We start from the raw sequence: 18,904 nt of genomic DNA on the forward strand, positions 1-18,904 counted from the left end.
TTTGTAGGTCGGAGCTTCAGCTCCGAGGTGGGATGCGCACACATTTGTCGGAGCTGAAGCTCCGACCTACAAGAAAGTCAAACGTCAATTTCGATGCTGTCGCCATGCAACTCCATCAGCTCGCGCCGGGCGGCGGCTTCGCCTTTGCCCATCAATTGCATCATCAGGTTCTCTGTCCCGGCGTTGTCCAGCGGGCCCAGCTCGATGGGCAACAGGCGGCGCGTGTCGGGGTTGAGCGTGGTGTCCCACAGCTGCTCGGCGCTCATCTCGCCCAGGCCTTTGAATCGGCTGATGCTCCAGCCGCCTTCTTTCACACCGTCTTTGCGCAGCTTGTCGATGATGGCGGTCAGTTCGCCATCGTCTAGCGCATAGGCTTTGGACGCGGGCTTTTTGCCACGTGCAGGCGCATCCACGCGGAACAGCGGTGGCCGCGCCACATACAGATGGCCCATTTCGATCAGCTTGGGGAAATGACGGAAAAACAAAGTGAGCAACAACACCTGGATGTGCGAGCCGTCCACGTCCGCATCACTCAAGATGCAGACCTTGCCGTAGCGCAGGTTGCTCATGTCGGGGTTGTCGTTCGGCCCGTGCGGGTCCACACCAATCGCCACCGAAATGTCATGGATTTCGTTGTTGGCAAACAGGCGGTCGCGGTCCACTTCCCAGGTGTTGAGCACCTTGCCGCGCAAGGGCAAGATGGCCTGGCACTCTTTGTTGCGCCCCATCTTGGCGCTGCCACCGGCCGAGTCGCCCTCGACCAGAAACACCTCGTTGTGCAGGATGTCTTTGCTTTCGCAATCGGTCAGCTTGCCGGGCAACACAGCCACGCCTGAGCTTTTGCGCTTTTCAACCTTTTGGCCCGCCTTTTGGCGCGACTGGGCGGCTTTGATGGCCAACTCGGCCAGCTTTTTGCCATAGTCCACATGTTCGTTCAGCCACAGCTCCAGCGCCGGGCGCACAAAGCTGGACACCAACCGCACCGCGTCACGCGAGTTCAGGCGTTCCTTGATCTGGCCCTGGAACTGCGGATCCAGCACTTTGGCGCTCAGCACATAGCTGGCGCGGGCAAACACATCTTCGGGCATGAGCTTGACGCCTTTGGGCAGCAGGCCATGCAGCTCGATGAAGCTTTTGACGGCGGTGAACAGACCGTCGCGCAAGCCGCTGTCGTGCGTTCCGCCTGCGCTGGTGGGGATCAGGTTGACGTAGCTCTCGCGCACCGGCGCACCGTCGTCGGTGAAGGCAACGGCCCAGCTCGCGCCCTCGCCTTCGGCAAAGCTGTCGTGGTTGGCATCGGCAAAGCCCTCGCCCTCAAACAAGGGAATCACCGGGTCACCGTTCAGGGTTTGCGTCAAATAGTCGCGCAAACCGGCTTTGTATTGCCACTGCTGGGTTTCCTTGGTTTTCTCGTTCACCAAGGTCACCGTCACGCCCGGCATGAGCACGGCTTTGCTGCGCAGCAGGTGCGTCAGCTCGTTCATGGGCAGGGCGCTGGATTCGAAGTATTTGGCGTCAGGCCAGGCCCGCACGGTGGTGCCCTGTTTGCGGTCGCCCTCGCCTGCAGCGCGGGCCACCAGCGGTTCGGTCACGTCGCCAGCCGAGAACACCAAGGTGGCCACTTGGCCTTCGCGGTAGCTGGTGGCTTCCAGCCGCTTGGACAGCGCATTGGTCACCGACACGCCCACGCCGTGCAGGCCACCCGAGAAGCTGTAGGCCCCGCCCTTGCCCTTGTCGAACTTGCCGCCCGCATGCAAACGCGTGAACACCAGCTCGATCACCGGGGCGTTTTCTTCAGGATGCAGGCCAAACGGAATGCCCCGGCCATCGTCTTCGATGCTGACCGAGCCATCCAAGTGCAGGATGACTTTGATCTTTTTGCCGTAACCGGCCAGCGCCTCATCAGCGGCGTTGTCCAGCACTTCCTGAATGATATGCAGGGGGTTGTCGGTGCGGGTGTACATGCCCGGGCGTTGCTTGACGGGCTCCAAGCCCTTCAGCACGCGGATCGAGCCTTCGGAATACTCGTTGGAGGTTTTGACAGTAGATTGGGTGGCCATGGTGGCGGATTGTAGTGGGATTTATGCCAGGTTACTGGATGCAAAAACAGTGGTTTTCTAACCAAACACACGCGGTGAGGCGATTGGTTAAAGTCGGAGCATGCAACACAAACCCCTTTCCCTGTTCCAAGTGCTGGCCTGTGGCGCGGCCATCGTCACCCTGTCCATGGGCATCCGTCACGGCTTTGGCCTGTGGCTGCAACCCCTCACCCAAGCACAAGGCTGGGGCCGTCAGGAGTTCGGCTTCGCCATGGCCATCCAGAATCTGTCCTGGGGTTTCATGGGCATTTTTGCAGGCATGGTGGCCGACCGGTTCGGGGCGTTCCGCGTCATCGCGGTGGGAGCTTTGGTCTATGGCGTCGGCCTTTTGGGCATGGCCTGGTCAACCGACCCCTGGGTGTTTGCCTTGTTCACCGGGGTGATCATCGGCACCGCGCAAGCGGGCACGACATACGCCGTGATTTACGGCGTGATTGGCCGCAACGTGCCAGCCGAACGCCGCTCCTGGGCCATGGGCGTGGCGGCGGCTGCCGGCAGTTTTGGCCAATTTTTGATGGTGCCGATTGAGGGCATGCTGATCAGCCAGATGGGCTGGCAAACCGCGCTGGTCATCTTGGCCGCGGCTGCCATGCTGATCATCCCCCTGGCTTTGGGCCTGCGCGAACCGGCCTTGAACGCCCCGGGCCAAGTCAAACGCGACCAGACCATTGGTCAGGCCTTGAAAGAAGCTTTCAAATACCCGAGCTTTCAGCTGCTGATGGCGGGTTATTTTGTGTGCGGCTTTCAGGTGGTGTTCATCGGCGTGCACATGCCCAGCTACCTGAAAGACCATGGCCTGGCGCCCCAAGTGGCGAGTTACGCACTGGCCTTGATTGGCCTGTTCAATGTGTTTGGCACTTACATCGCAGGCACTTTGGGCCAGAAAATGGCCAAGAAAAAGATCCTGGCTTTCATTTATGCGGCCCGCTCGGTGGCCATCGTGCTGTTCTTGCTGGCACCGCTCACCCCCACCAGCGTTTACATCTTCTCTGCCGTCATGGGCTTGCTGTGGCTGTCCACGGTGCCGCCCACCAACGCGGCGGTGGCCCAGATTTTTGGCATCTCGCACCTCTCCATGCTCAGTGGCTTCATCTTTTTCAGCCACCAGATTGGCTCGTTCATGGGCGTGTGGCTGGGTGGTTATCTTTACGACAAAACCGGCAGCTACGACGTCGTCTGGTACCTGGCCATTGCACTCGGGGTGTTCGCCGCGTTGGTGAATCTGCCGGTGCGGGAAAGCCCGATCCACCGCCACGCCCCCAAAGCGGCATGACAAACCGGATCAAAACCCTGTTGCTGGGAGCCACGGTGCTGGGCCTGACGTTTTGGCTTTATGCCAAACCCGATGTGGTCATCATGCTGTCCGAGCAACTGTGGTCTTGCTTCTGATTTTTGGAACCATCAACCCATGCACGGCACCGAAAACCCCTCCACCTGGCTGCAACGCTGGGGCCATTTGATCGCACCAGGCAGCCGAGTGCTCGATGTCGCTTGCGGCGCGGGTCGCCACATGCGCTGGCTGGCCGCGCAAGGCCATACCGTCAGTGGCGTAGACCGCAACCCCGATGCTGTGGCGCTGGCGCAATCTTTTGGCGAGGTCACTTGTGCGGACATCGAAAACGGCCCCTGGCCTTTCACAGGGCAAACTTTTGGCTGTGTCGTGGTGACCCATTACCTCTGGCGTGCGCTGCTGCCCAACATCGTGCACGCCGTGGCCCCGGGTGGCGTGCTGATTTACGAAACTTTTGCCGCTGGGAACGAAACCGTGGGCAAACCCTCACGCCCGGACTTTTTGCTGCAGCCGGGCGAACTGCTGCGGGCCACCGAAGGCTTGCGGGTCGTGGCCTACGAAGACGGGTTTGAGGCATCACCCGAGCGCTTTGTGCAGCGCATTGCCGCGGTTCGCCCCTTGTCTGCCAACGACGCCGTGCGCTGGCCTTTGCAGGCGAACTGAAGTCAAGTCGGGTTTTTCCTGTCACATCCGATGACATTCACCCGACCCGGGGTCATAAACCCGGTCTGCAATCGTTAGAATGGGTTTTTTCTGTTCAGAAGCACCTGACATGACCACCGAATTTCGCCCCATCAAAGGCAGCATTCCTGCCCTGATCACCCCCATGCTCGAAGACGGCAAAGTGGACTACGCCGCTTTGCGAAAACTGATCGACTGGCATGTGGCCGAGGGGACCGATTGCATTGGCGTGGTCGGCACCACGGGCGAATCACCCACGGTCACGGTCGATGAGCACTGCGAAATCATCCGGGTCTCGGTCGAGCAAGCCGCAGGTCGCGTGCCGATCATGGCCGGTTGCGGTGCCAACTCCACAGCCGAAGCCATCGAACTGGCCAAATTCGCCAAAAAAGTCGGCGCCGACTGCCAGCTGCAAGTTGTGCCTTACTACAACAAGCCCACACAAGAAGGCCAGTACCGCCACTTCCGTGCCATTGCCGAAGCCACGCCCGACTTGCCCGTGATTTTGTACAACGTGCCCGGCCGCTCGGTGGCCGATATGCAGCACGACACGGTGCTGCGCCTGGCCCAAGTGCCCGGCATCGTTGGCATCAAGGAAGCCACGGGCAACATCGAACGCGCCCAATGGCTGATCCGCGATCTGCCCAAAGAATTTGCCGTTTACTCAGGTGACGACCCCACCGCCGTGGCCCTGATGCTGTGCGGTGGCACCGGCAACATCAGCGTGACCGCCAACGTGGCACCGCGCCTCATGCACGAGCTGTGCATGGCGGCCATCCGTGGCGACATTGCCGAAGCCATGCGCATCCAATTCTTGCTGATGCCCGTGCACAAAAACCTGTTTGTCGAGGCCAACCCCATCCCCGTGAAATGGGCCATGAACCGCATGGGCCTGTCTGGCCCCACCTTGCGTTTACCCATGACCGAGCTGTCTGAATCCCAGCAGCCTGCTGTTGAGGCGGCGCTCAAGGCCAGCGGCCTGATTTGATTTCCACCTAAGGATTGCCTGTGAAATTGTCCTCTCGCTCAACGTCTTTCCAAACGGCGCAACGCACCGCCGTTATCGCAGCCTTGGCCATTTTGGCCAGCGGCTGCTCCATCCTGGAAGAAGACAAGATTGACTACAAAAGCGCCGCGAAGGCCCCGACACTGGAAATCCCGCCCGACCTGAGCCAATTGCGCCGCGATTCACGCTACGCCATTGAAAGCAACTCGGCCACCGCATCGGGTTTCAACAGCGCCAGCGCACGCGTGGCCGATGCAGGCACCGCAGCCAACAATTTGGGCGATGTGCGCATGGAACGCCAAGGCAACCAGCGTTGGTTGGTGGTGGCACGCCCAGCCGACAAGGTGTGGGAGCCGCTGAAAGAATTCTGGACCAACAATGGTTTTGTCCTGATCACCGACTCACCCGACGTGGGCATCATGGAAACCGATTGGGCTGAAAACCGCGCCAAAATTCCGCAAGACATCATCCGCAAGACTTTGGGCAAGGTGCTCGATTCTCTGTATTCGTCGGGCGAGCGTGACAAGTTCCGCACCCGCGTGGAGCGCAATGCACAAGGCGGCGTGGAGATTTACATCACCCACCGCGGCATGGTCGAAAACTACACCAGCGCCCAAAAAGACCAAACCATCTGGCAACCCCGCGCCAGCGACGCCGAGCTTGAAATCGAGTTCTTGCGTCGTCTGATGGTGAAGCTGGGTGCCGCGCCAGAAGCCGCCAAAACAGCCAGCGCCGACGCAACGGCTGTGGCCGTGGCTGCGGTGACAGCCGTGGACGGCCAACCCACCATTGTGCTCAACGACACCCTGGACCGCGCATGGCGTCGCACAGGCGTGGCACTGGACCGCACGGGCTTCACCGTTGAAGACCGCGACCGCACCAAAGGCATTTATTTTGTGCGCTACGTGACACCCGGCTCCACCGACAAAGAGCCAAGCTTCTTTGCCCGCATGTTTGGCAGCAAAACAGAAGTGGCCCCCTTGTCACGCTACCGCATTGCGCTGACCGACAAAGGCAACGCCAGCATGGTCCGTGTGCTGGATGCCAACGGCCAACCTGAAACCTCGGGCAATGCCGAGCGCATTTTGAAGCTGTTGGCCAACGAATTGCGTTGACCCCTGTGCTGGCCTGCAAAGGCCAGCAGGGGCCAAACGCGAGCCATAAAAAAACCCCGCAATGCGGGGTTTTTTTATGCGTCCCCGGCAAACACCGGGAATGCGAGGGCCAATTACTTGGCTGCAGAAGCGTCAGCAGCAGGAGCGGCTGGAGCAGCAGAAGCGTCAGCAGCAGGAGCGGCAGCAGCTGGAGCGGCAGGAGCGGCAGGAGCAGCGGCTTCTTCTTTTTTGCCGCAAGCGGACAGAGCAGCAGCAGCGATGATGGCGGCCAAAACGAGGGACTTGTTCATGATGATTTTTCCTTATAGGGGTTGAAAAACAATTTCCGGAAATTGTCGAAACAACCTTGACGGTTGCTCTGACCGAGACAAAAGCACTCGAGCTCTTCTGCACTCAGCGCACAATTATAGCGTTTTCCCTAGTGAGTCCCCAAATAAACGCATGAACCTGACGCGAAACCTTCTAACCACCGCTCACACAGGGAAATCCTCAAGAGGCTTTACCCACGAAGCCGACATCCAATCAAGCAAGGCCTCGCGAGCCGCATCGCTCAACATGGCGCATGAACCCGCAGAAAGCGCACGCTTGTCGGCCAATTGACGCAAGAAGCGTGCATCTTTGCCACCTACGTGAAAGCTTTCGCTGTTGATGAACACATGCCGATCGTCGTACATCATTTTGGTGCGCCGATCCAACTGAACCCCCGCAGACACATCCGGTTCGTTCTCTGCGGTTTCGAACCAAACATTGGATTTGGGCTCGGTCAGGTATTCGCCCAGCAAGCTGTCCAGCAGATGCGGGTCTTTGAGTGCTTTATCGACCACTTGACGCGCGAAGTCAGACAAAGCCTGCGGAATGGCCGCCGGGGACGACACCGCCGTTTGTTTGGGATCACGGTAAAGCGCATCGCCCACGGCGTCAAAAGAATCATCGGCCAGGCCCAGCAACAGCTCGCGCGCCAACTCGCCCTCTTGAGGTGCCCGAAAGCCGATGGACCAGGTCATGCACTCGCCCACAGCCACGCCATCGTGTGCGTATTTGGGTGGCAAATAAAGCATGTCGCCAGGGTTGAGTACAAACTCTTCTTCGGCCTCAAAGTTTTGCAAAATCTTGAGCGGCACACCCGATTGCAGCGTCAGGTCTTTGTTGCGTCCAATGCGCCAACGGCGCTGGCCATGGGCCTGCAACAAAAACACGTCGTAGCTGTCAAAGTGCGGCCCCACACCACCGCCATCGGTGGCGTAGCTGATCATCAAATCGTCCAGTCGGGCATCGGGCACAAAGCGAAACTGCTGCATCAGCGCGTGCACGCCGTCGTGGTGCAAGTCCACACCTTGCACCAAAAAGGTCCATTTTTTCTGGCTGAACGGGGGCAAGCTGCGCTTGGCCAATGGGCCATGCTTCATCTTCCAGCCCTTGTCCGAATCCACAATCAGCCGCGACTCCACCCCTTCTTGCCCGGCCAGTGCCACCAATTCCGTGCGTCCGACACAGGGCACAAAACCGGGGATGGCATTGCGCACCAGCAAAGGCTTTTTTTGCCAATGGCGCTTCATGAATTGGCTGGCCGTCAAACCGCCCAGCAGGGCCAAGGGTTGTTCTGTGTTCATCTCGGGTTCTCGCATCTCAAAGCCAAGGCGGCCAAAAAGTGGCCGCCAAACTGCGACAATTGTCCTATGGAAATCAAGACACCTTCTGTGGTCGCACTGACCTGGACACTCAAAGACACGCTGGGCGAAGTTCTGGACACCTTGGACGAGCCCGTGGAATTTTTCATTGGCGGCCAAGACCTGCTGCCCAAGATCGAGGAAGCCCTGCAAGGCCACGAACGTGGCGCCAAGGTCGACCTGCATCTGGAGCCCGAAGACGCTTTTGGCGACTTCGACGAAAACCTGCTGTTTCTGGAGCCACTGGCCCTTTTCCCGGAGGGGCTCGAGCCCGGCCTCACGATCGAAGGCACAGCCCTGCCCGATGGCTGCAACCAGGATGCACCGCGCAACGTGCTCTACACCGTGACCGAAATCTACCCCGAGCATGTGGTGCTGGACGGCAATCACCCCTTGTCAGGGATTGCCTTGCGCCTGCACCTGAAAGTCGAATCGGTTCGAGAGCCGACCGAGGCCGAAGTCGGCAACGGCAGCTGCGGCACGGGCTTCTTCAAGATCGAAGTGGGCGATGAAGGTGCACCCATAGGACCGACGCTGCACTGAGCAGGTATTGGTAAGTCGTGGGCTTCAGCCCCGACAAGTGCCTCTGTATGACAACACTTTGTCGGGACTGAAGCCCGCGACCTGCAAAATGGCTTACTTCTTGCCGGTCGAACCGTAACCACCCTCACCGCGTTCGCTGGGTGCGTCAAATTCAGCAACCACATTGAACGTGGCTTGCACCACCGGCACGATCACCATTTGGGCAATGCGCTCCATGGGTTCAATCGTGAAAGCCACATCGCTGCGGTTCCAGGCACTGACCATCAACTGCCCTTGGTAATCGCTGTCGATCAACCCCACCAAATTGCCCAAGACAATGCCGTGCTTGTGACCTAGGCCCGAACGCGGCAACAGCATGGCGGCATGACCAGGGTCTTTCAAATGAACCGCAATGCCAGTCGGCACCAGTTGCCATGCGTTGGGCTGCAGTGTCAGTGGCGCGTCCAGACAAGCACGCAAATCCAGACCAGCGCTGCCGGGCGTGGCATAAGCCGGTAACTGTTCGGCCATGCGGGCGTCGATGATTTTGAGGTCGATGTTCATGAAAGCTCCGAAATGTGAAAAAAGGCGATTGGCGCCGTGCAGCCAAGCGGGCCGCGAAATGGCATCAGCCTAAACGGCGGGCGATGTCGGCAATGAGGTCCACCGCCAGCGCCTGTTTGCTGGCGTGGGGCAACTCACGGGCGCCGGCTTCATCCACCAAAAGCAAGGCGTTGTCATCTTGCCCAAAAGTAGCGGGGCCGATGTTACCCACCAACAAGGGCACACCCTTGCGTCGGCGCTTGGCTGTGGCGTGAGCCAGCAGGTCATGGCTTTCGGCCGCAAAACCTACGCAAAACAATTCACCCGACACGGCACGGGGCGAGTGCGCCACGGTGGCCAAGATATCGGGGTTTTCGACAAAACCCAGCTGCGGCGTCTGACCCGAGCCGTCTTTCTTGATTTTTTGATCGGCCGAATTCGCCGGACGCCAATCGGCCACAGCAGCCGTTGAAATGAACACTTGGGCTGCGCCCACATGCAGCGCCACCGCATCCAGCATCTGACGGGCTGACTGCACATTCACACGCTGCACGCCTCGGGGCGTGGGCAAATGCACAGGCCCCGCCACCAGCGTCACCTGGGCACCGGCCATGCGCGCCGCACGGGCAATGGCAAAACCCATCTTGCCGCTCGACAAATTGGTGATGCCACGAACCGGGTCAATCGCTTCGTAGGTGGGCCCGGCCGTGACCAACACGACCTTGCCCGCCATCACTTTGGGCGTGAAAAACGCTTCCAGTTCTTCCAGAATCTCGTCGGCTTCGAGCATGCGCCCGTCGCCCGTTTCACCACAAGCCTGGTCGCCCTGCCCCACATCCAGCACATGCACACCATCGGCACGCAATTGCACCACATTGCGCTGGGTGGCGGGGTTGGACCACATTTCCCGATTCATGGCCGGGGCCACGATCAAGGGCACCTTGTCCAGCGGACGGGCCAGGCACATCAGGCTGAGCAGTTCATCGGCACCGCCGTGCAGCAATTTGGACATGAAGTCCGCACTGGCCGGGGCTACCACAATCGCATCGGCATCGCGGCTCAGGTTGATGTGGGCCATGTTGTTGGCCTCGCGCGGGTCCCACTGCGAGGTGTAGACCGGCCTGCCCGACAGGGCCTGCATGGTGACCGCCGTCATGAAGTGTTCGGCCGCCTCGGTCATGATGACCTGCACCGTGACACCCGCCTTGACCAAGGCGCGGCAGAGTTCTGCAGTTTTGAAGGCAGCAATGCCGCCCGACAAACCCAAAACGATGTGTTTTCCAGCCAATGTGCTCATGGCGAGGAATGTAGCAGAGAGCACGCGCCCAAGGATGCGCTGGCGGAGGCCGCCCCTGCGGCCGAATGGGTGCTGTGGCACATCCAGCATTCGCGAGCGGGGGCTCGCTCCCACAAAAATACAAGCTCAGCGCAGCGCCGGTGTCAGGGCTGGCCGGATCGGGCGATTTGGCGAGCGAAGCGAGTATGAGCCCGACCGGCCAGCCCTGACACCGGGGCGGAAAACGACTGCAGACCCGGCGTGGAAACCCACAAGAATCGCCTGATGACCGGAAAAACCCTGAACCCGACTGTCTATAATCACGATTTCCACCTTCCGGGAGCGCCAAGCTCCCGTCTTGGACATGACCAAATTCGTCTTCGTCACTGGCGGTGTGGTGTCTTCCCTGGGCAAGGGAATCGCCTCCGCATCGCTCGCCGCACTCCTCGAATCGCGCGGCCTCTCTGTCACCCTCATCAAGCTTGATCCCTACCTCAACGTGGACCCCGGCACCATGTCGCCGATCCAGCACGGCGAGGTGTTTGTGACCGACGATGGCGCTGAAACCGACCTCGATCTGGGCCACTACGAGCGCTTCATCAACACCCGGATGAAGAAGGCCAACAACTTCACCACCGGCCAAATCTACAAAAGCGTGCTCGAAAAAGAGCGCCGCGGTGACTACCTGGGCAAGACCGTGCAGGTCATCCCCCACGTCACCAACGAAATCCAGGACTTCGTCAAACGCGGCGCCGGTTTTGGCACCCCCGAAGCGGTCGATGTGGCCATCGTTGAGATCGGCGGCACCGTGGGTGACATCGAATCGCTGCCTTTTTTGGAAGCCGTGCGCCAGCTCAGCCTGCGTCTGGGCCCCAACAACACCGCCTTTGTGCACCTGACTTACCTGCCCTGGATCGCCACGGCCGGAGAGCTCAAGACCAAACCGACACAACACACCGTGCAGAAACTGCGCGAAATCGGCATCCAGCCAGACGCACTGCTGTGCCGCGCTGACCGCTACATTCCGGACGACGAGCGCGACAAAATTTCGCTGTTCACCAACGTGCAAAGCTGGGGCGTGATCTCCATGCCCGACGTGGACACCATCTACAAAGTGCCCCGCGTGCTGCACGAACAAGGCCTGGACGGCCTGATCTGCGACAAGCTGCGCCTGAACACGCCACCGGCCAGCCTCAAGCGCTGGGACGACCTGGTGTACGAAACCGCCAACCCCAAAGGCGAAGTGACGATTGCCATGGTCGGCAAATACGTCGAACTGTCTGACAGCTACAAATCGGTCAACGAAGCGCTGCGCCATGCGGGCATGCGCAACCATGTGCGCGTGAAGATCGAGCACATCGACTCGGAAACCATCACCCCCGACACCGTAGCCAGCCTGGCCCACTTCGACGGCGTGCTGGTGCCCGGTGGCTTTGGCAAACGCGGCGTCGAAGGCAAGATCGAAACCGCACAATTCGCCCGCACCCACAAAGTGCCTTACTTGGGCATCTGCCTGGGCATGCAGGTCGCGACCATTGAATATGCCCGCCATGTGGCCGGCATGACCGGTGCCAACAGCACCGAGTTCGAGCCCGAGACACCCTTCCCCGTGATCGCGCTGATCAACGAATGGAAAGACGCCGATGGATCCATCCAGGTGCGCGACGCGAACTCGGATCTCGGCGGCACCATGCGCCTGGGCGCACAAAGCTCTGACGTGTCCAAGGGCACGCTGGCGCACCAAATTTATGGCGACGTGGTCACCGAGCGCCACCGCCACCGCTACGAAGCCAACGTGAATTACCTTGATGACCTGCGCAAAGCAGGTCTGGTGATCTCGGCATTGACCCAACGCGAGCAACTGACCGAAATCGTCGAACTGCCACAAACCGTTCACCCCTGGTATGTGGGCGTGCAGTTCCACCCCGAATTCAAGTCCACCCCATGGGACGGCCACCCGCTGTTCAACGCCTTCGTGAAGGCCGCGATCGCGCACCAGGCTGCGGCCTAAAACCCAACACGGACAGGACACCCCCATGAAACTTTGCGGATTTGACGTTGGCCTGAACCAGCCCTTCTTCCTGATCGCGGGCACCTGCTCCATTGAGGGGCTGGAGATGTCGCTGGAAGTGGCAGGCCAGTTGAAGGAAATCTGCACGGCCTTGGGCATACCGCTGATTTACAAAGGCTCGTTCGACAAAGCCAACCGCTCGTCGGGCAGCACCCAGCGCGGTGTGGGCATCGATGCGGGCCTGAAGATTTTGGACGAAGTACGCCGCCAGATCGGCGTGCCAATCCTGACCGACGTGCACGACGAGTCGCAGGTCAAGACCGTGGCCAGCGTGGTCGATGTGCTGCAAACCCCGGCCTTTTTGTGCCGCCAGACCGATTTCATCCGCGCCGTGGCCCAGTCGGGCAAGCCCGTCAACATCAAGAAGGGCCAGTTTTTGGCCCCTTGGGACATGAAAAACGTCATCGACAAGGCCCGCAGCGCTGCACGCGAGGCCGGTCTTGCCGAAGACAACTTTTTGGCCTGCGAGCGCGGCGTGAGTTTTGGCTACAACAACCTGGTGGCCGACATGACGAGCTTGGCAGAAATGCGCAAGACCGGTGCACCGGTGGTGTTCGACGTGACCCACTCGGTGCAAAAGCCCGGCGGCCAAGGCACCAGCAGCGGCGGAGCGCGCGAAATGGTGCCGGTGCTGGCCCGTGCAGGCGTGGCCGCAGGTGTTGCCGGTCTCTTCATGGAAACCCACCCCAAGCCCGCCGAGGCCTGGTCCGATGGTCCCAACGCCGTGCCGCTGGGCAGAATGAAGGCCCTGCTGGAAACGCTGGTGCAACTGGATTCCGTCACCAAAAAGAACCCGTTTTTAGAGGACGACTTTTCATGAGCGGCTATATCATCGCCCACGTTCAGGTGACCGATGCGGTCCAGTACGAAGAGTACAAAAAATGGTCCACCGCCGCCATGAAAACCGCAGGTGCCGAAGTGTGCGTGCGCGGCGGCCAGGTGCAAGTACTGGAAGGCGACTGGGCCCCGGAGCGCATCGTCATCTTGAAGTTCCCTTCTTTTGAAGCCGCCAAAGCTTTTTACGAACTGCCCGAATACCTCAAAGCCCGCGAAGCCCGAGAAGGCGCTGCCATCATGCGCATGGTGGCCGTCGAAGGCGTCTGACCTGCAGGCTTTGAAAACCCGTTTTATTTTTAAATTGAGAGAGTTCAAAAATGAGTGCAATCGTTGATATCGTCGGCCGTGAAATTTTGGACAGCCGTGGCAACCCCACCGTCGAATGCGACGTGCTGCTGGAGTCCGGCGTCATGGGCCGTGCCGCTGTGCCGTCTGGCGCATCGACCGGTAGCCGCGAAGCCATCGAACTGCGTGACGGCGACAAAAGCCGTTATCTGGGCAAAGGCGTGCTCAAGGCCGTTGAGCACATCAACACCGAAATCTCCGAAGCCGTGCTGGGCCTCGATGCTTCCGAGCAGGCCTTTCTGGACCGCACCCTGATCGACCTGGACGGCACCGACAACAAGAGCCGCCTGGGTGCCAACGCCATGCTGGCCGTGTCCATGGCCGTGGCCCGCGCTGCTGCCGAAGAGTCCGGCCTGCCGCTGTACCGTTACTTTGGCGGCATGAACGGCAACCAGCTGCCCGTGCCCATGATGAACGTCATCAACGGCGGCGCACACGCCAACAACAACCTGGACTTGCAAGAGTTCATGATCATCCCCGTGGGCGCACCCTCGTTCCGCGAAGCCGTGCGCTGGGGCGCTGAAGTGTTCCACGCCCTCAAGAAAATCATCCACGACAAAGGCATGAGCATTGCCGTGGGCGACGAAGGTGGCTTTGCACCCAACGTCGACAGCCACGAAGCGGCCATCCAGATGGTGCTCGACGCCATCGCCGCTGCCGGTTACACCGCTGGAGAGCAAATCGCCATCGGCCTGGACTGCGCCGCCAGCGAGTTCTACAAGGACGGCAAATACAAATTGTCCGGCGAAGGCCTGGAACTGACCGCCCAGCAATGGACCGACATGCTGGCCACCTGGTGCGACAAATACCCCATCATCAGCATCGAAGACGGCATGGCCGAAGGCGACTGGGACGGCTGGAAGGTGCTGACCGATCGTTTGGCGAAAAACGTGCAGATCGTCGGTGACGATTTGTTCGTGACCAACACCAAGATCTTCAAGGAAGGCATCGACAAAGGCATCGCCAACTCGATCCTGATTAAGATCAACCAGATCGGCACTCTGACCGAGACCTTTGAAGCCATCGAAATGGCCAAGCGCGCCGGTTACACCGCCGTCATCAGCCACCGCTCGGGCGAGACCGAAGACAGCACGATTGCCGACATCGCCGTGGGCCTGAACGCCGGTCAGATCAAGACCGGCTCGATGAGCCGCTCGGACCGCATGGCCAAGTACAACCAGCTGCTGCGCATCGAAGAAGACCTGGGCGAAGTGGCCGTGTACCCTGGCCGCAGCGCTTTTTATAACCTGCGTTAAGCGGGGACCGCCATGGGCAGCCGCCTCGTTCCGATCGTGCTGATCGCCTTGCTGGCGATCGTGCAGGCCCAACTGTGGTTTGGTCGAGGCGGTGTGCCCACCGTTGCAGAGCTGGAGCATGAGTTGCAGCAGCAAAAAGTGGCCAACCAGGAGGCTGCGCGCAAAATTGAACAGCTCAGCGCCGAGGTCAATGACCTCAAGGAAGGTCTGAACATGGTCGAAGAGCGGGCTCGCAACGAGTTGGGCATGGTCAAGCCCAACGAAATCCTCGTTCAAATCGCCAAATGATGTCCACAACCGAGATCGCCGGTTTCGTGCTGGCCTTGGTGATGGTGGTCTGCAGCATCAAAGAGCTGCACTGGAGCTGGCCCCTGGCCATCATCAGCTCCCTGCTTTACTTCTTCGTGTTCAAAGACAGCCTGCTTTATGGCGAGGCGGGCTTGCAACTCGTGTTTGCCGCCCTGGCGCTGTGGGGCTGGTGGCAATGGCTGCGCAAAGGCGATGACGCCCGCCCGGCCCTCAGCATCCAGCGTTTGTCGGTGCGAGGCTGGTGGTGGGTGGTGATCGCCAGTGCGGTGTTGTGGCCTGCTTTGGCTTTGCTGTTGCAGCATTTCACCGACAGCGATGTGGCCTGGTGGGACGCCTTGCCCACTGCCCTGAGCCTGGTCGGCCAAGCCTTGCTGGGCCGCAAATACATCGAAAACTGGCTCATTTGGCTGGTGGTCAACACCATCAGCGTGGGGCTGTTTGCCTACAAAGGCCTGTGGCTGACCTGCGTGCTCTATGTGTTGTTCACGCTCATGAGCGTCTGGGGCTGGCGCGCTTGGCGTCTCAGTTTGCCCCCCAAAGCCGCATGAGCCACGTTCGGCGCGTGGCCATTCTGGGGGCAGAAAGCACCGGCAAATCCTGGCTGACACAAGCCTTGGCAGATGTGATGCACATGCGCGGGCAGGCGGTGAGCACAGTGGATGAAGTGTTGCGCACCTGGTGTGACCGCGAAGGCCGCACGCCACGGCCACACGAACAAATGGGCATTGCCCAAGCACAAGCCCTGGCCGTCGAACAAGTGACCCAAGGCTGGGTGATCTCGGACACCACCCCCATCATGACGGCGGTTTACAGCCACATGCTGTTTGATGACCAAAGCCTGTACCCCATGGCCTTGGCCCACCAAGCGCTGTACGACAACACCTTGGTGACCGGGCTCGATTTGGCTTGGGTGGCAGACGGTTTGCAACGCGATGGCCCCCATGTGCGCGGGCCGGTGGACACCCTGGTGCGCCAAGCACTCGAGCGGGCGGGTATCCCCTACCGCGTGGTGTACGGGCAAGGGCACCAACGCCTGAACAATGCGCTGCTGGCCTTGGGCTTGTCAGGCGAAGACGAGGCGGCCCGCATGACCCGAGAAAACGCCCAGTTCGCCATCAATGAAGGGCGCACCCAGTGGCAATGCAACGAATGCAGCGACCCCGATTGCGAGCACCGGCTGTTTACCGGGCTTCTGGCCAAGCGGAATAACTGAGGGCCATTCGCGAGCAGGTGCTCGCTCCCACAAACTCAAAAGCCCCGCGAGGGGTTAACCCTGTGGGAAGCTGCCCCCGTGGGAGGCCGCCCCTGCGGCCGAATGCATGGAGTGGCTCCGGCCCACATTCGCGAGCAGGGGCTCGCTCCCACAGAGATTTTCAGTGCACCGAACCGCCCGGCACATCGGCCGGCAAGCCCGTGAACAGACCTGCCGCATCGACCGGGTCAAAGCGGTATTGCGCACCACAAAAGTCACAACCCACTTCGACTTGACCCTGCTCGGCGATGATGCCCTCGACCTCTTCGGTGCCCAGGCTGCGGATCATGTTGCCCACGCGCTCGCGGTTGCAGCGGCAGGCAAAGCGCGGGCCGGTCTCGCCGATGAACGGCTCGAACCGGGCCAGCGGCTCTTCCCAATACAGGCGGTGCAAGATGGTTTCGGCGTCCAGCGCGAGCAATTCTTCGCGCTTGAGGCTTTTGGTCAGGATCGAGATGCGGCTGAAGTCTTCGCTTTGACCCAGCACCGACTCGCGCATCAGCGAATCGGTTTTGCCAGCCAGATTGCCTTCGCCTTCGATGGGCAAACGCTGGATCAACAAGCCTGCGGCCACTTTGTCGTCAGCGGCCAGCACCAGCACGGTGTCGAGCTGTTCGGACTGCAGCATGTAGTGCTCCAGCACCTCGCTGATGTTCTCGAGCTTTTCGCCTTGGTCACCAAACAAGGGCACCACGCCCTGATAAGGCTGCTGCCCCGGCAAGCGGTCTTGCGGGTCCAGCGTGATCGCGCAGCGGCCTTCGTTGTTCACGTTGACCATCTGGCTCAGGGTGGCATCGTCGGCCACCTCGCCCACCTGGGTGCAGGTGGCGCGCAGGCTCAAATCGGGTTGAACCTCAACCACACCCAGCTTGACCGGGCCATCGCCAAAAATCTGCAGCACCAAAGCGCCATTGAATTTGATGTTGCCCTGCATCAGCACGCCCGCAGCGGCCATCTCGCCCAGCAACTGGCGCACGGGCGCCGGGTAGGCGCCGGTTTCGGAGTTGGCGGCGCGACGCGCCAGGATGTCTTGCCAGGCATCGGTCAGGCGCACCAGCATGCCGCGAACGGGCAGGCCTTCGAAAATGAATTTATGGAGTTCGGACAAAGTTCAATCAACAGCCCCTGGGGGCCGATCCTCAAAAGTTAAAGGGTTCCAATCGGGCGAAACGAATCAACCGATTTTTTTCAGACCGCTCTTGAAACGGTGGGCATTTTGCATGTAGCTGCGGGCACTTTGGCGCAGGCCTTCGATCTGCTCGGGTGTCAATTCGCGCACCACTTTGGCCGGCGACCCAACGATCATGGAGCCATCCGGGAACTCCTTGCCCTCGGTGACCAATGCGCCCGCCCCCACCAGGCAATTCTTGCCGATTTTGGCGCCATTGAGCACCACAGCCCCCATGCCGATCAGCGATTCGTCGCCAATGGTGCAGCCGTGCAGGATGACCATGTGACCCACTGTGACGTGCTTGCCGATCAAAAGTGGCTTGCCGTGGTCGCTGTGCAGCACGCTGCCGTCCTGGATGTTGCTGCCCTCGCCAATCTGAATCGGCTCGTTGTCACCCCGGACGGTGACGCCAAACCAAACGCTGGCATCGGCCGCGATGTGGACGGCCCCCATGACCTGCGCGTTGTCGGCCACCCAGGCGGAGTCAGCCACTTCGGGGATCTGGGCGTCGAGTTGGTAAATGGCCATGTGTCTCTCCTGTCGGGCTGAGTGTCTGTAAACCTACAATTGTAGGGATGCCCACGGTAGGCCGTGGCACCTGATTGAGATGACCATGCACTCTTTGCGCACCGCAGCCCTGGGGCCTTGGGCACAAACCGACCCCGTCTTAAAGGCCCAAGCCACTTTGGCGCTGGACCTCAGCCTGCCCGTGCGCGCAGACGAAGCCCTGCAAGCCCCCAGCGCAGGCCCCGGCCGCTCGGCCCGGCCCATGCTGGTGCCCCACACCCAACTCAAAGCCAAATCCATGGCCACCCCAGAAGGTCGGGCCATGCTGGTGCACTCGATTGCACACATTGAGCTCAACGCCATCGATCTGGCACTGGACGTGGTCTGGCGCTTTGCGGGCATGCCCGAGGCGTTCTACACCGACTGGGTGCGCATTGCCCAAGAAGAAGCCAAGCACTTCCGCTTGTTGCGCCAACACCTGGTGGACATGGGCTTTGACTACGGCGACTTTCCGGCCCACAACACGCTGTGGGACATGGCCGAGCGCACCCAAGGCGATTTGCTGGCGCGCATCGGCATCGTGCCGCGCACCATGGAGGCGCGTGGTCTTGATGCATCACCCGGCGTCAAAAACAAGCTGATCAGTGTGGGCGACCACCGTGCGGGCGAGATTCTGGACATCATCCTCGAAGAAGAAATTGGCCATGTGGCCGCAGGCAACCGCTGGTACCGTTACCTGTGCGCTCAACGCGGCCTGGACCCGGTGACCACCTACGCCGAGCTGATCGCGCAATACGACGCGCCCAAACTGCGCCCGCCCTTCAACATGGCGGCGCGGCGTCTGGCGGGGTTTGAAGAGGCCGAATTGGCGGCGCTGAGCTGAGCTGCACCCTTGTGGAAGCGAGCCCCTGCTCGCGAATGCGGGTTGTGCCCATCCAGGCATTCGGCTGCAGGGG

At 60.5% G+C, this 18,904-nt stretch carries 20 protein-coding genes; 13 read left to right on the forward strand and 7 right to left on the reverse strand.

Annotation, left to right across the window (positions count from 1 at the left end; translation table 11 throughout):
* Window positions 1–77: 77 nt before the first annotated feature.
* Window positions 78–2,060, reverse strand: a complete 1,983-nt coding sequence (locus tag ACZ5VE_RS09010) for a DNA topoisomerase IV subunit B (RefSeq protein ID WP_464454855.1) — start codon at window positions 2,058–2,060, stop codon at window positions 78–80.
* Window positions 2,061–2,160: 100 nt separating this feature from the next.
* Between ACZ5VE_RS09010 and ACZ5VE_RS09015 the strand changes: the two genes are divergently transcribed.
* The 4 genes from ACZ5VE_RS09015 (at window position 2,161) to bamC (ending at window position 6,192) form a co-directional block, all read left to right on the forward strand.
* Window positions 2,161–3,372, forward strand: a complete 1,212-nt coding sequence (locus tag ACZ5VE_RS09015; protein WP_464454856.1) for an MFS transporter — start codon at window positions 2,161–2,163, stop codon at window positions 3,370–3,372.
* A 135-nt stretch (window positions 3,373–3,507) separates the two neighbouring features.
* A complete protein-coding gene (locus ACZ5VE_RS09020) occupies window positions 3,508–4,053 on the forward strand; it encodes a class I SAM-dependent methyltransferase (RefSeq protein ID WP_464454857.1) in 546 nt (181 codons plus the stop codon).
* 109 nt (window positions 4,054–4,162) lie between these two features.
* Entirely contained in the window at window positions 4,163–5,059 is an 897-nt protein-coding gene (dapA, locus tag ACZ5VE_RS09025; RefSeq protein WP_464454858.1) for a 4-hydroxy-tetrahydrodipicolinate synthase, read from the forward strand.
* A gap of 26 nt (window positions 5,060–5,085) precedes the next feature.
* The gene (bamC, locus tag ACZ5VE_RS09030; RefSeq protein ID WP_464457463.1) at window positions 5,086–6,192 is read left to right on the forward strand and encodes an outer membrane protein assembly factor BamC; all 1,107 of its coding nucleotides are present in this window, start codon (window positions 5,086–5,088) and stop codon (window positions 6,190–6,192) included.
* Between the two features lie 113 nt (window positions 6,193–6,305).
* Here the strand turns inward: bamC and ACZ5VE_RS09035 are convergent, their stop codons facing one another.
* On the reverse strand, window positions 6,306–6,482 hold the full coding sequence (locus ACZ5VE_RS09035) for a hypothetical protein (RefSeq protein ID WP_464454859.1): 177 nt from the start codon (window positions 6,480–6,482) through the stop codon (window positions 6,306–6,308).
* Window positions 6,483–6,665: 183 nt separating this feature from the next.
* Window positions 6,666–7,802, reverse strand: coding sequence for a JmjC domain-containing protein (locus ACZ5VE_RS09040; protein WP_464454860.1), 1,137 nt, complete (start codon window positions 7,800–7,802; stop codon window positions 6,666–6,668).
* A gap of 66 nt (window positions 7,803–7,868) precedes the next feature.
* Between ACZ5VE_RS09040 and ACZ5VE_RS09045 the strand changes: the two genes are divergently transcribed.
* Window positions 7,869–8,402, forward strand: a complete 534-nt coding sequence (locus tag ACZ5VE_RS09045) for an FKBP-type peptidyl-prolyl cis-trans isomerase (protein WP_464454861.1) — start codon at window positions 7,869–7,871, stop codon at window positions 8,400–8,402.
* Between the two features lie 93 nt (window positions 8,403–8,495).
* On the opposite strand, the gene dut is transcribed toward ACZ5VE_RS09045, so the two are convergent.
* On the reverse strand, window positions 8,496–8,945 hold the full coding sequence (dut, locus tag ACZ5VE_RS09050; protein ID WP_464454862.1) for a dUTP diphosphatase: 450 nt from the start codon (window positions 8,943–8,945) through the stop codon (window positions 8,496–8,498).
* Window positions 8,946–9,009: 64 nt separating this feature from the next.
* Window positions 9,010–10,221: a bifunctional phosphopantothenoylcysteine decarboxylase/phosphopantothenate--cysteine ligase CoaBC gene (coaBC, locus tag ACZ5VE_RS09055; RefSeq protein ID WP_464454863.1), complete on the reverse strand. Its 1,212-nt coding sequence runs from the start codon at window positions 10,219–10,221 to the stop codon at window positions 9,010–9,012.
* A gap of 343 nt (window positions 10,222–10,564) precedes the next feature.
* Between coaBC and ACZ5VE_RS09060 the strand changes: the two genes are divergently transcribed.
* From ACZ5VE_RS09060 to ACZ5VE_RS09090, 7 genes are read left to right on the forward strand one after another with little or no spacing between them, the layout of a single operon-like run.
* A complete protein-coding gene (locus tag ACZ5VE_RS09060) occupies window positions 10,565–12,211 on the forward strand; it encodes a CTP synthase (RefSeq protein WP_464454864.1) in 1,647 nt (548 codons plus the stop codon).
* Window positions 12,212–12,236: 25 nt separating this feature from the next.
* The gene (gene kdsA / locus ACZ5VE_RS09065) at window positions 12,237–13,091 is read left to right on the forward strand and encodes a 3-deoxy-8-phosphooctulonate synthase (protein WP_464454865.1); all 855 of its coding nucleotides are present in this window, start codon (window positions 12,237–12,239) and stop codon (window positions 13,089–13,091) included.
* Entirely contained in the window at window positions 13,088–13,375 is a 288-nt protein-coding gene (locus ACZ5VE_RS09070; RefSeq protein WP_464454866.1) for a DUF1330 domain-containing protein, read from the forward strand. Before kdsA ends, ACZ5VE_RS09070 begins: the two co-directional genes overlap by 4 nt.
* Before the next feature lie 50 nt (window positions 13,376–13,425).
* Entirely contained in the window at window positions 13,426–14,709 is a 1,284-nt protein-coding gene (gene eno, locus ACZ5VE_RS09075; protein WP_464454867.1) for a phosphopyruvate hydratase, read from the forward strand.
* A gap of 12 nt (window positions 14,710–14,721) precedes the next feature.
* Entirely contained in the window at window positions 14,722–14,997 is a 276-nt protein-coding gene (locus ACZ5VE_RS09080) for a septum formation initiator family protein (RefSeq protein ID WP_464454868.1), read from the forward strand.
* Window positions 14,994–15,566: a nicotinamide riboside transporter PnuC gene (pnuC, locus tag ACZ5VE_RS09085; RefSeq protein WP_464454869.1), complete on the forward strand. Its 573-nt coding sequence runs from the start codon at window positions 14,994–14,996 to the stop codon at window positions 15,564–15,566. The genes ACZ5VE_RS09080 and pnuC overlap by 4 nt, the downstream gene beginning before the upstream one ends.
* Window positions 15,563–16,231, forward strand: coding sequence for an AAA family ATPase (locus ACZ5VE_RS09090; protein ID WP_464454870.1), 669 nt, complete (start codon window positions 15,563–15,565; stop codon window positions 16,229–16,231). The genes pnuC and ACZ5VE_RS09090 overlap by 4 nt, the downstream gene beginning before the upstream one ends.
* Window positions 16,232–16,391: 160 nt before the next feature.
* Here ACZ5VE_RS09090 and hslO read toward each other — a convergent pair whose 3' ends face one another.
* Entirely contained in the window at window positions 16,392–17,378 is a 987-nt protein-coding gene (gene hslO, locus ACZ5VE_RS09095) for an Hsp33 family molecular chaperone HslO (protein ID WP_464454871.1), read from the reverse strand.
* 66 nt (window positions 17,379–17,444) lie between these two features.
* Window positions 17,445–17,969 (reverse strand): gamma carbonic anhydrase family protein, encoded by a 525-nt coding sequence (locus tag ACZ5VE_RS09100; protein WP_464454872.1) that lies wholly within the window; start codon window positions 17,967–17,969, stop codon window positions 17,445–17,447.
* An 85-nt stretch (window positions 17,970–18,054) separates the two neighbouring features.
* Between ACZ5VE_RS09100 and ACZ5VE_RS09105 the strand changes: the two genes are divergently transcribed.
* On the forward strand, window positions 18,055–18,831 hold the full coding sequence (locus ACZ5VE_RS09105; protein WP_464454873.1) for a ferritin-like domain-containing protein: 777 nt from the start codon (window positions 18,055–18,057) through the stop codon (window positions 18,829–18,831).
* Window positions 18,832–18,904 lie beyond the last annotated feature (73 nt).

It is taken from the genome of Limnohabitans sp. INBF003 (assembly GCF_055396645.1).

Bases quoted from the DNA above. Each gene is read 5' to 3' on its own strand.
- ACZ5VE_RS09015 (WP_464454856.1), top strand. From the start codon at position 2,161: ATGCAACACAAACCCCTTTCCCTGTTCCAAGTGCTGGCCTGTGGCGCG.
- eno (WP_464454867.1), top strand. From the start codon at position 13,426: ATGAGTGCAATCGTTGATATCGTCGGCCGTGAAATTTTGGACAGCCGT.
- ACZ5VE_RS09100 (WP_464454872.1), bottom strand. From the start codon at position 17,969: ATGGCCATTTACCAACTCGACGCCCAGATCCCCGAAGTGGCTGACTCC.
- ACZ5VE_RS09020 (WP_464454857.1), top strand. From the start codon at position 3,508: ATGCACGGCACCGAAAACCCCTCCACCTGGCTGCAACGCTGGGGCCAT.
- ACZ5VE_RS09040 (WP_464454860.1), bottom strand. From the start codon at position 7,802: ATGAACACAGAACAACCCTTGGCCCTGCTGGGCGGTTTGACGGCCAGC.
- ACZ5VE_RS09105 (WP_464454873.1), top strand. From the start codon at position 18,055: ATGCACTCTTTGCGCACCGCAGCCCTGGGGCCTTGGGCACAAACCGAC.
- dut (WP_464454862.1), bottom strand. From the start codon at position 8,945: ATGAACATCGACCTCAAAATCATCGACGCCCGCATGGCCGAACAGTTA.
- dapA (WP_464454858.1), top strand. From the start codon at position 4,163: ATGACCACCGAATTTCGCCCCATCAAAGGCAGCATTCCTGCCCTGATC.
- ACZ5VE_RS09080 (WP_464454868.1), top strand. From the start codon at position 14,722: ATGGGCAGCCGCCTCGTTCCGATCGTGCTGATCGCCTTGCTGGCGATC.
- ACZ5VE_RS09010 (WP_464454855.1), bottom strand. From the start codon at position 2,060: ATGGCCACCCAATCTACTGTCAAAACCTCCAACGAGTATTCCGAAGGC.
- ACZ5VE_RS09090 (WP_464454870.1), top strand. From the start codon at position 15,563: ATGAGCCACGTTCGGCGCGTGGCCATTCTGGGGGCAGAAAGCACCGGC.
- coaBC (WP_464454863.1), bottom strand. From the start codon at position 10,221: ATGAGCACATTGGCTGGAAAACACATCGTTTTGGGTTTGTCGGGCGGC.
- ACZ5VE_RS09035 (WP_464454859.1), bottom strand. From the start codon at position 6,482: ATGAACAAGTCCCTCGTTTTGGCCGCCATCATCGCTGCTGCTGCTCTG.
- ACZ5VE_RS09070 (WP_464454866.1), top strand. From the start codon at position 13,088: ATGAGCGGCTATATCATCGCCCACGTTCAGGTGACCGATGCGGTCCAG.
- kdsA (WP_464454865.1), top strand. From the start codon at position 12,237: ATGAAACTTTGCGGATTTGACGTTGGCCTGAACCAGCCCTTCTTCCTG.
- ACZ5VE_RS09060 (WP_464454864.1), top strand. From the start codon at position 10,565: ATGACCAAATTCGTCTTCGTCACTGGCGGTGTGGTGTCTTCCCTGGGC.
- ACZ5VE_RS09045 (WP_464454861.1), top strand. From the start codon at position 7,869: ATGGAAATCAAGACACCTTCTGTGGTCGCACTGACCTGGACACTCAAA.
- pnuC (WP_464454869.1), top strand. From the start codon at position 14,994: ATGATGTCCACAACCGAGATCGCCGGTTTCGTGCTGGCCTTGGTGATG.